10 protein-coding genes are annotated in these 10,367 nt (G+C 43.5%); 9 read left to right on the forward strand and 1 reads right to left on the reverse strand.

Annotated elements, in window-relative coordinates:
• The first annotated feature begins 151 nt into the window (after positions 1-151).
• Both L1D51_RS18430 and L1D51_RS18435 read left to right on the forward strand, forming a co-directional pair.
• Positions 152-880, forward strand: a complete 729-nt coding sequence (locus L1D51_RS18430; RefSeq protein ID WP_239964458.1) for a copper homeostasis protein CutC — start codon at positions 152-154, stop codon at positions 878-880.
• 2 nt (positions 881-882) lie between these two features.
• A complete protein-coding gene (locus tag L1D51_RS18435) occupies positions 883-1,743 on the forward strand; it encodes a glucosamine kinase nucleotide-binding domain-containing protein (protein ID WP_239964459.1) in 861 nt (286 codons plus the stop codon).
• On the opposite strand, the gene L1D51_RS18440 is transcribed toward L1D51_RS18435, so the two are convergent.
• Positions 1,740-2,465 carry an AraC family transcriptional regulator gene (locus tag L1D51_RS18440; protein WP_054552042.1) on the reverse strand — a complete coding sequence of 242 codons (726 nt, stop codon included), beginning with the start codon at positions 2,463-2,465 and terminating at the stop codon, positions 1,740-1,742. The genes L1D51_RS18435 and L1D51_RS18440 overlap by 4 nt on opposite strands.
• A gap of 162 nt (positions 2,466-2,627) precedes the next feature.
• On the opposite strand from L1D51_RS18440, the gene L1D51_RS18445 reads away from it, so the two are divergent.
• The 7 genes from L1D51_RS18445 to L1D51_RS18475 all read left to right on the forward strand — a co-directional run bounded on the left by L1D51_RS18445 (position 2,628) and on the right by L1D51_RS18475 (position 10,156).
• Complete coding sequence (locus L1D51_RS18445) at positions 2,628-3,788, forward strand: Gfo/Idh/MocA family protein (protein WP_239964460.1); 1,161 nt, start codon at positions 2,628-2,630, stop codon at positions 3,786-3,788.
• Between the two features lie 6 nt (positions 3,789-3,794).
• Entirely contained in the window at positions 3,795-4,847 is a 1,053-nt protein-coding gene (locus L1D51_RS18450) for a sugar phosphate isomerase/epimerase family protein (protein ID WP_239964461.1), read from the forward strand.
• Between the two features lie 34 nt (positions 4,848-4,881).
• Entirely contained in the window at positions 4,882-6,102 is a 1,221-nt protein-coding gene (locus tag L1D51_RS18455; protein ID WP_054563863.1) for an MFS transporter, read from the forward strand.
• A 24-nt stretch (positions 6,103-6,126) separates the two neighbouring features.
• Positions 6,127-6,819: a 3-keto-disaccharide hydrolase gene (locus L1D51_RS18460; protein WP_055199002.1), complete on the forward strand. Its 693-nt coding sequence runs from the start codon at positions 6,127-6,129 to the stop codon at positions 6,817-6,819.
• A 1-nt stretch (position 6,820) separates the two neighbouring features.
• Positions 6,821-8,500: a GMC family oxidoreductase gene (locus L1D51_RS18465; protein ID WP_239964462.1), complete on the forward strand. Its 1,680-nt coding sequence runs from the start codon at positions 6,821-6,823 to the stop codon at positions 8,498-8,500.
• A 2-nt stretch (positions 8,501-8,502) separates the two neighbouring features.
• Positions 8,503-9,258 carry a gluconate 2-dehydrogenase subunit 3 family protein gene (locus L1D51_RS18470; RefSeq protein WP_054563865.1) on the forward strand — a complete coding sequence of 252 codons (756 nt, stop codon included), beginning with the start codon at positions 8,503-8,505 and terminating at the stop codon, positions 9,256-9,258.
• A 67-nt stretch (positions 9,259-9,325) separates the two neighbouring features.
• A complete protein-coding gene (locus L1D51_RS18475) occupies positions 9,326-10,156 on the forward strand; it encodes a sugar phosphate isomerase/epimerase family protein (RefSeq protein ID WP_239964463.1) in 831 nt (276 codons plus the stop codon).
• Positions 10,157-10,367 lie beyond the last annotated feature (211 nt).

Here is a 10,367-nt window from a genome sequence, read left to right on the forward strand (position 1 = left end):
GAATTTAAGTTAACTGGCTCAGAAAAACAAACTCAAAAATACATTTAAAGCATTGATACTAAATAACAATTTAACATATTGCGTATTTATTGATGACTCACAGATTGAGTAACTAAAAGGTAGGTGTAATAGATATGGTAAAAACTCGCCCATGAACAATGGTAAATTTCTTGAAGTATGCCTAAACGAAGGGTGCTTTAAGCAGCTCACTAACAACATTTCAATGGCTAGTAACTTAGGCGCAAAGCGCTTTGAATTGTGCAGTAATTTACACCTAGATGGCCTGACACCAAGTGTTAAAGCAATTGATTGCGCTGTAAAAAACCTAACCAATAACGCAGAGTTAGTGGTGATGATCCGCCCCAAAGTAGGCAGCTTTATTGTTAGTACTGAGTGCCACCAAGTAATGCAAAAACAAATAGCAATGGCAGCGAATGCGGGGGCGCATGGCGTGGTCTTTGGTGCAGTAAAACACGGCGAACTTGATTTAGAGGTGACCCGCTCTTTAGTTGCCACAGCCAAACAGCATGGCCTGAAGGTGACCTTTCACCGTGCATTCGATACTCTTACAAACCCGTTATGCGCACTCAATGAACTAATTAGCTTAGGCGTTGACCGCATCTTAACAGCAGGCACGCCATGGCAAAGCGGTCAAAGTGCTGTTGATGGTCTAAATCAGCTCAACACATACTTAGCGCACAGCGCTAATCAAATAGAAATTGTTATGGGAGGTGGTGTGACCTTAGAAAACGCTGAAGCTATTTGGCGATTAATAAAAAACCATTCAGCCAATGCAGCTGTGCATGTACACTCATGTGTGCACAACGAAAACGGGGTAATTAACGCAGAGGCTATCAATAAGCTTCTTTCAAAGGATTAATCATGGCGACGTATTTTTTAGGTATTGATGGCGGTGGCAGTAAGTGTAAAGTTCGTTTAGAAAATGAAAATGGTTCACTACTTAGCGAAGCCATAAGTGGCTCAGCAAACGTGGCCACCAGCTGCCAACAAAGCCAAGAGTCAATACTGCACGCCACTGAACTTGCTTTTCGTGAGGCAGGGCTTGCCTTAAGCGAGCTGAAAAACACCTATGCGCATGCTGGACTTGCCGGTGCCAATATCGACTCTGCCTATCAAGCTATGATCAAATGGCAGCACCCTTTTGCTAAATTTACCCTGTCTACAGATATGCTGATTGCCTGTAAAGGCGCACATCAACACCATGATGGCGCGGTTATTATTCTTGGTACGGGCTTTTGCGCTGGTTACCAACAACAAAACCAATTTAGCGAATTAGGTGGTTACGGATTATTACTGAGCGATGGTGCCAGTGGTGGTTGGTTAGGCTTACAACTTTGCCGTAAAGCATTTGAAGTACTTGATGATGTTGCGCAAAGTTCAGCGGCTATAGATGCCCTACTCACCCAGCTTAACTGCGACTCAAGCCAAGCGTTAAGTCAGCGCTTAATATCAGCGCGCCCGGCTGAGCTTGCCAAATATGCGCCGCTTGTTTTTAGTCATTCTGACGACGCTTTTTGTAAGCAGTTAATCAATGAAGCGTGCGCATACATTACCCGCTATATCGCTTACTTTGAAAAACAAGGTATTGAAAACGTTACTTTGATGGGCGGTATTGCTAGTGCCATTACCCCTTACTTAACTGATGCCAGTAAAGCGCGTTTAACCCCCGCCCTTGCCAGTGCAGAGCAAGGGGCTATTTTAATGGCAAGAGCTGCAAATTAATCACCTAATTGCGAGCGCATTTGTGAAGGAATTTCACCAAACAAACGCCGAAATTGTTTGCTGAAGTAACTCGGCTCCGAAAACCCACACTGGTAGGCCACTTGTGAAATGGGCAGTTGCGTTTCAATCAGTAGCTTGCGGGCATTTTCGAGGCGCACTTCGTTAATAAATTGATTGGGTGTTTTTGCTAAGTGCTTTTTAAAACGGCGCTCTAAAGCACTTACCGACAAGTGTGCAAGCTCTGCTAATTCATCAATGCTGATCTGACGATGATAATGCTCGCGAATAAATTTTACCGGCTCTTCAATTGCCCTTACATGAGAAAGCGCTTTTGAGGTTTTTTGTAGATGTCGGGTCACTCCGTAAGTGCCAATCACATTGCCATCGTGATCTTTTAAAGCATGCTTTGAGGTAGAAAACCAACCAAGCTCACCTTGTTGGGTTTGGTTAAGCTCTAAACGGTCAGTCACTATGTAGCCTTCCATCACCCGTTTATCGTCATTGACGTATTGAAACGCAAGGTGCTTTGGCGAAAAGTCGAAGTCTGTTTTTAGCAATATTTGCTCCAGTGTTTTATAGCCCTGATGCTCAATAAAATGCTGATTACAATGTAAGATTCTACTATCTGTGTCTTTTACCCAAAAGAGGATATCTGGCAGTAAATCAAATGCAGCAATTAGCTGATTTACGCCTGCTTTTTTTATTATTTCTTGAATATCCATCGCTTAAATTTGTCTCTATAAAGAATAGCACTATATATTTTAAACGCCGATTTTGTTGCATTGTCAACCGAATTTTTATTAGCGCTTATTGGTTAAGCTTTCCTATTATCAATAACATGATATTAACAGTAGCAAACGCTATTTAAATTAGGAGCGCTTAAGATGAGCAAAGCTAAGATCCGCATGGCAATGGTAGGCGGTGGCGATGGTGCTTTCATTGGCGCTATTCATCGAATTGCAGCGCGATTAGACGGAATGATAGAGCTTGTTGCAGGTGCATTCAGTTCAGACGCAAAAAAATGTAAAGCAACTGGCGAACTACTTGGGCTTGATAGCAGCCGTTGCTACGACAGTTACCAAACGCTTTTTGCCGAAGAAGCAAAATTACCTGCTGATGAGCGTATTGATTTTGTGGCTATTGTCACCCCAAACCACTTACATTTTCCGGTCGCGCAAATGGCGCTTGAACATGGTTTTCATGTGTTATCAGATAAACCAGCAACGCTCACACTTGCAGAAGCAGAGCAATTACAAAGCATTATTGCAAAACAGCAGGTTTTATATGGGTTAACCCACACTTACACCGGTTACCCTATGGTCAAAGAAGCCAAGCATCGCGTAAAAGCAGGCGAGCTCGGCACCATACGTAAAGTCATTGTTGAGTACACCCAAGGCTGGTTATCTCAACGTGAAGACGAGGGTTCAAAACAAGCAAGCTGGCGTTTAGACACCAGTAAGGCTGGCATTAGTTGTTGTATTGGCGATATTGGCGTGCATGCAGCTAACTTAGCCGAGTATGTCTCTGATCTCGAAATCACCGAGCTTTGCGCCGATTTAAACCATGTAGTTGAAGGCCGAGCCCTTGATGATGATGGCACTGTGCTACTTAGATTCAATAATGGCTGTAAAGGCGTTTTACTGGCAAGCCAAATTGCTATTGGCGATGAAAACAACTTACGTCTGCGTATTTATGGCGACAAAGCCAGCCTTGAATGGTCGCAACTTGAGCCTAATAGCTTATGGCTAAGAGGCCACAATCAAGCCGCTACATTACTTAGATCGGGCGTGGGTGAATTACACCCTGACACGCAAAATGCCCTGCGCGCCCCTGCCGGTCACCCAGAAGGTTACCTTGAAGCATTTGCCAACATTTACAGCAATTTTGCAGCGCAAATTCATGCATTCAAGCAAGGCGACAACGCAACAAATTCAGCATTTGATGTGCCAGGCATCAATGAGGCTGTGCGGGGTATGGCATTTATTGAACATGTTGTTGCTTCAGCTAAACAAGATACTAAATGGCACAAATTACAGATTGGATAATAAAGAATGAATAAAATCAAAGGGCCAGCTATATTTTTGGCGCAGTTTATTTCAGATCAAGCCCCCTTCAATAGCTTTCGTGGTTTATGTGAATGGGCAAGCGGTTTAGGTTACAAAGCGATTCAAGTGCCAACCTCAAACCCTGAAATTTTCGATTTAGAAAAAGCAGCTCAAAGCCAGCAATACTGCGATGAAGTCACTGGTATTGCCATGGAGTATGGACTTACAATTTCAGAGCTATCAACACATTTGCAAGGCCAGTTAATTGCTGTGCACCCTGCGTACGATGAAATGTTTGATAACTTTGCCGCAGAGCATGTAAAAGGCAACCCTGCAGCGCGAACAAAATGGGCAACAGAGCAACTGATGATGGCTGCTAAAGCAAGTAAAAACCTTGGTTTAACAACCCATGCGACGTTCTCGGGTTCTTTTTTATGGCATACCTTTTACCCGTGGCCACAGCGTCCACAAGGACTTGTTGAACAAGGCTTTAGTGAGCTAGCTAAGCGCTGGTTGCCTATTTTAGATTGCTTTGACGAGCATGGTGTGGACGTATGTTATGAATTGCATCCGGGTGAAGACCTACATGATGGTGTGACATTTGAGCGATTTTTAGCAGCTACCAATAATCACCCACGCGTTAATATTCTTTATGATCCGAGCCATTTTGTATTGCAACAGCTCGACTATTTAGCGTTTATCGATATTTATCATTCGCGCATTAAGGCGTTTCATGTCAAAGATGCCGAATTTATCGCAAATGGCCGCTCAGGTGTTTATGGCGGGTTTCAGAACTGGCAAGACCGACCAGGACGTTTTCGTTCTTTAGGTGATGGCCAAGTAGATTTTAAGCAAATTTTTAGCAAGTTAACTCAATATGGTTTTGATGGTTGGGCTGTACTTGAATGGGAATGTTGCTTAAAGCACCCAGAAGATGGGGCAAGAGAAGGCGCTGAGTTTATTAAAGCACACTTAATAAACCCAACCGACAAAGCCTTTGACGATTTTGCCAGTGGCACAACAAACACTGAGCGTAATAATCGAATTTTAGGTTTATAAAACCGACAACAATAGAACACACAGGACACACAATATGGACAACAATAATTATAACCGCATTGTCTTTCGGCTTTGCTGTATAGCACTGATTGTGACCTCTATGACCTTTGCCATCCGTGCTGGTATTTTGGGTCAACTTGGCAGTGAGTTTGGCTTAACCGACACCGAATTAGGTTGGGTTAATGCCATGGCATTTTTAGGCTTTCCGGTTGCGACTATGGTCGGCGGTATTATTTATAATGCCATTGGCGCGAAAAAATTAGTGGCTTTAGCCTTTATCTGTCATTTACTTGGCCTTGTTTTAACCATCACTGCTGATGGTTTTTGGGGCTTACTGGTTTCTACCTTTTTAATTGGTTTTGCCAACGGCGCTGTTGAAGCTGGCTGTAACCCACTAATTGCAGAAATGTACCCTAAAAACACCACCACTATGCTAAACCGTTTTCATGTTTGGTTCCCAGGTGGCATCGTGATTGGGGCACTTGCGTCGAATTTTATGTCGGGAGCAGGTTTAAACTGGCAATGGCAAGTAGCGTTAATTTTAATTCCTACGGTTATCTATGGCGCTATGCTGATCAAAGCACAATTTCCACGCTTTGATACGCGTACTCACTCTACCAGCAGCAATATTCGCCATTTATTTACGCCGTTATACATCTTTTTAATTGCCTGCATGACGTTTACCGCAACCACTGAATTTGGCACACAGCAGTGGATTGAGCGTATTTTAGGTTCATCGGGTGCCTCTCCTATGGTGGTGTTAGCCTTGATCACTGGCTTAATGGCGGTTGGTCGCTTCTTTGCAGGCCCCATTGTGCATAAGCTCAACCCTACCGGTGTATTACTTGGCTCTGCCATTTGTGCAAGTTTAGGTATCTTCATGATGAGCCAAGCCGAGGGCAGCATGATTTATATAGCGGCCATATTATTTGCACTTGGCGTTACCTACTTTTGGCCAACCATGCTTGGCTGCGTTGCAGAATACATTCCAAAGTCAGGGGCGCTGGGTATGTCGTTAATGGGCGGTGCAGGCATGTTTGCTATGAGCATCTGGAACCCTGTAATTGGTAGCTGGATAGATACGGCACGCTCATCAGCACAAGCAAGTGGCGCAAGCGCTGAACAAATTGAAATTTTAGCCGGACAGGCTGTATTACAAAACCTACTGATCTTCCCAATTATTTTAATCGTCGCATTCATTGGGTTGCATTTAGTAATTAATAACAACAAACGCACCGAAAAATGTGCGTCTTAAGCAAGTAAATCGTCGAGGAACACTATGTTTAAATCTCTTAAAGCACTGACTTTAATGCTCACCGTTAGTAGCTGTGCACTCGCTAATGCGGCTGATAATCAGCTTACACAACAAGAAAAGCAAGCTGGCTGGCAGTTGTTGTTTGACGGCAAAGATATGTCGCAATGGCGTAACTTTAAAAGCGAATCTTTAAATTCTGCATGGGTCGTTGAAGATGGCGCTATGACATTAACTAAAGGTGGTGGCGACCTGCTTACTAAAAAGCAGTACCAAAACTTTGAATTACAGATTGATTGGAAAATCTCTACCAAAGGCAATAGCGGTATTTTTGTATTAGCTGATGAAACCGGACAGATGATTTACTCTCATGCGCCTGAAATTCAAATCATCGATAACGAGGAACACCCAGATACTGAAATTGACTCACATTTAGCTGGGTCAATTTACGATTTATTTGCTGCACCAGTTGCGGCGCACAAACCAGCAAATAGCTGGAACCATGTGCGCATTAAAATGCAAGACAACCACTTACAAGTTTGGCAAAACGGTATTAGCACGACCAGCATTGTGATTGGTAGTACAACATGGAACACCCTTGTTAAAGGCAGTAAGTTTGCAACTTGGAAAAACTTTGCAACGGCTGAACAAGGTCATATCGGGCTTCAAGACCATGGTGACAAAGTGTGGTTTAAAAATATAAAAATCAAGGAGCTATAAGATGTCTGATTTTAAACATAAGGTATTAGTTGTAGGCTCTGGTGCTGGCGGTGCAATGGCCGCATACACGCTAACCAAACTTGGTCACAAGGTGTTATTACTTGAAGCGGGCCGTAATTATGACCCGAAAACAGAAAGCCCAATGTTTCGTCGTAACAACGAAGCCCCACTTATGGGCGCAGGTAACAAAGACAAAAACTTTGGCTTTTACGACGCAACTGTTGATGGCGGTTGGCAAGTACCTGATGAGCCATACACCAGCGCCAAAGGAAGCGACTTTTATTGGTGGCGCGCACGTATGTTAGGTGGTCGAACTAACCACTGGGGCCGCTATTCATTACGCTTTAGTGAACACGATTTTAAAGGCAAAAGCCGTGATGGTCACGGTGCCGACTGGCCATTTGAATACGCTGATTTAGCACCTTGGTACGATAAAACCGAAGAACTTGTGGGTGTTTGTGGCACCAATACAGGCCATGAAGATATGCCAGATTCGTCACCGGGTATTTTACAGCCGCCACCAAAGCCGCGTATTCCTGAGCTTTTAATTGCCGCTTCTGCAAAGAAAATGGGCATTCAAGCAGTGCCTATGCACCGTGCGGTATTAACTCGCCCTAAAGATGATCGCATGGCTTGTTTTTATGCAACGCCTTGTGGCTCTGGTTGTTCAATTGGTGCTGCCTTTCAAACTACGACATCGCTATTACCTATGGCAAAAGCCACCGGCAACTTAAAAGTTATTACTGATGCCATGGTTAAATCAGTCAAAGTTGATGAGCAAGGTAAAGTCACTGGCGTCACCTATGTTGATAAACACACGGTTACCGAACATGCTATTGATGCCGATGTGGTTATCTTAGCCGCCAGCGCCTGTGAATCAGCGCGTATTTTATTAAATTCAAAGAATCAAAAGCACCCGAAAGGCCTTGCTAACTCAAGTGGCCAAGTAGGTCGAAACTTAATGGATTCGACGGGTGCATGGTTAGGTGCGCAAATTCCAGCACTTAAAGGTCGCCCACGTTATAACGAAGATGGACATACCGCTAATCACTTATTTATTCCTTGGTGGGGTCATCAAGCACAAGCTAACAATGAATTAGATTTCCCACGTGGTTATCACTTTGAAATTGGCGGTGGCTTTAGACAACCAGGCTCGGGTGTATCGGGTGATAAACAAGGCTATGGTCCTGCCCTTAAGCAGCAGATTCGTGATGCATATGGCTCTTACGTTGGTTTTGCTCTGCGTGGCGAGATGTTGCCGAACAAAGATACCTACATGGAAATTGACGAAAACGTTAAAGACAAATGGGGTATTCCGGTATCAAAGTTCCACTTTAAGTGGTCTGACAGAGAATTAAAGCAAATCGAACATGGTTTAAAAACTGCGAAGCAAATTCTAGAAAACATGGGTGCGACCGTTGGCGAACTCCCGCCTGCTGAAAAAGCAATTTCAAAAGGTGGCGAAATCATTCACGAAGTGGGTACCACACGAATGGGAAGCTCAAAGAAAGACTCAGTCACCAATCAATGGGGTCAAACATGGGATTGTAATAACCTATTTGTAATGGATGCGGGTGTATTTGCTTCTAACCCTCATAAAAACTGTACGCTCACCATCATGACACTGGCAATGCGTAATTCAACTTGGCTTGCTCAACAAATTGATAACGGGGTACTTTAATTATGCATCATCGTAACGAACACGACTCATATAACTATGTTTCTAACATGAGCCGCCGTGAGTCCTTAAAATGGCTTGGTCTATTAGCTGCGGGCTCAGCGATTGGTTTAACTGCTGGCTGCACAAAAGCACTTGAAGATGACGTTGCAGTCTCTGCAAAAGAGCATTGGCCTGATTTAGATATCAAGCCTGTAACCGCTAAAGGCTATGGTCAAGATCCAAATTTAGTGATGCCACCAGAATCACCTTGGCCGCTGACCTTAACGGCAGACGAACTCACGTTGGTAGCGCTTTTATCTGATTACATTGTGCCGCGCGAAGGTGCTATTCCTTCAGCCAGTGAGCTACAAGTACCGGCGGTTATTAATGAGTGGGTAAGCGCACCCTATGAAGGCCAACAACGCGATAGAATTAAAATTTTAAACTCATTAGCGTGGCTTAACGATGAAGCACAGCTTCGTTTTAAAAAGCAATTTGTTGCACTTAATGAAAAGCAACATCGCGCGATTTTAGACGATATTGCGTTTTTAAACGAGCAAACACCTCTGCAATTTCAGCGCATTGGTAAAGCCTTTTTACGCTTTAAAGAGTTAGTGCTGGCAGCATTTTTCTGTACGCCTGAAGGCTGTAAAGACATAGGTTACCTTGGTAATGTGCCTATTGCAGGCGATTACCCAGGCCCTTCTGATGAAGCAAAAGCCCATTTAGATCAAGTTTTAGCTGAGCTTGGTTTAAGTGAGTACGCCTATACTGATTAACTTTCCCCCTTGTGTTATTTGTAACACAGTGCAGGGGGTCACTCCCCTGCTTTTTTAGGATTGAAGTATGTTTAAAACCCGCATTTTATTGCTTATTATTAGCCTTGTATTTAGTGGTCAATTATTCGCAAAACTGCCCGTGAGTGTGCAACTGTGGTCAGTCAAAGACACCTTAAAAAATGACTTTCATGGTACGCTTAAGTCTCTTGCCGAAATGGGGTTTGACGGCGTGGAGTTTGCCGGAGACTTTGGCCCATACTCAAATAAGCCAGCAGCCTTAAAAGCAAAGCTCAGTGAGTTAGGCTTAGTTGCCAGTAGTGCCCATATAGGCTTTGATGCACTCAGTGAAAACACTATTGATAGCACCCTGCTGTTTTACAAGACCCTTGGCGTTACTACACTTTATGTACCTTGGGATGAAAGAGCATGGCACCCTGAGGGAGTTAAATCTCTGGTTAAAGAGCTTACTAAAGTCAGTGATTATGCGACCCGTTTTGATATGAAGATCGGTTTTCACAATCATAATAAAGAGTTTAATGCATTTAATAACGCAACGTTTTGGGATTACATTGCCAGTAATACTCCCAAGACCATGCCATTGCAGTTAGATATAGGCTGGGTCAATTATGCTGCTAAAGATCCAATCTACTTTATTAAAAAGTACCCTAACCGCACTCTTGCTACGCACATTAAAGTACGTACGATTGAGGCTAGCAACATGAGCCCGATTATCGGCGAAAACAACATTGATTGGCCTGCCATCATCGATACTTTAGAGTCGCACGGCAACACCAAGTGGTTAGTGCTTGAGCAAGAAGAATACCCAAGCGGATTAACCCCACTACAAAGCGTTGCTAAATCAAAACAAAGCTTAGATAAGATTTTACTTGGTTTGTAGAGTTATTTTAGGAATGAGCTTGCTTTAAACAAGTGAGCTCATGGCTTGGATTTTAATAGTCGCTACCTAATAGCTCTATATTAGGGTTCATCTTGCCAAGAGCTACTACCTTCAGAACGTTTTGCAAAGCTTTCTGGTTTCCTGATTGGTTTGTCTATACTTTTATAGAATATTAAGATTCCAGTTCCACCTATGACGGGGAGTAACCAAA

The organism is Pseudoalteromonas shioyasakiensis (assembly GCF_022398475.1).
Lineage (GTDB): Bacteria > Pseudomonadota > Gammaproteobacteria > Enterobacterales > Alteromonadaceae > Pseudoalteromonas.

Coding starts and splice junctions, on each gene's coding strand:
- L1D51_RS18430 (WP_239964458.1), top strand. CDS start 152: ATGAACAATGGTAAATTTCTTGAAGTATGCCTAAACGAAGGGTGCTTT.
- L1D51_RS18435 (WP_239964459.1), top strand. CDS start 883: ATGGCGACGTATTTTTTAGGTATTGATGGCGGTGGCAGTAAGTGTAAA.
- L1D51_RS18440 (WP_054552042.1), bottom strand. CDS start 2,465: ATGGATATTCAAGAAATAATAAAAAAAGCAGGCGTAAATCAGCTAATT.
- L1D51_RS18445 (WP_239964460.1), top strand. CDS start 2,628: ATGAGCAAAGCTAAGATCCGCATGGCAATGGTAGGCGGTGGCGATGGT.
- L1D51_RS18450 (WP_239964461.1), top strand. CDS start 3,795: ATGAATAAAATCAAAGGGCCAGCTATATTTTTGGCGCAGTTTATTTCA.
- L1D51_RS18455 (WP_054563863.1), top strand. CDS start 4,882: ATGGACAACAATAATTATAACCGCATTGTCTTTCGGCTTTGCTGTATA.
- L1D51_RS18460 (WP_055199002.1), top strand. CDS start 6,127: ATGTTTAAATCTCTTAAAGCACTGACTTTAATGCTCACCGTTAGTAGC.
- L1D51_RS18465 (WP_239964462.1), top strand. CDS start 6,821: ATGTCTGATTTTAAACATAAGGTATTAGTTGTAGGCTCTGGTGCTGGC.
- L1D51_RS18470 (WP_054563865.1), top strand. CDS start 8,503: ATGCATCATCGTAACGAACACGACTCATATAACTATGTTTCTAACATG.
- L1D51_RS18475 (WP_239964463.1), top strand. CDS start 9,326: ATGTTTAAAACCCGCATTTTATTGCTTATTATTAGCCTTGTATTTAGT.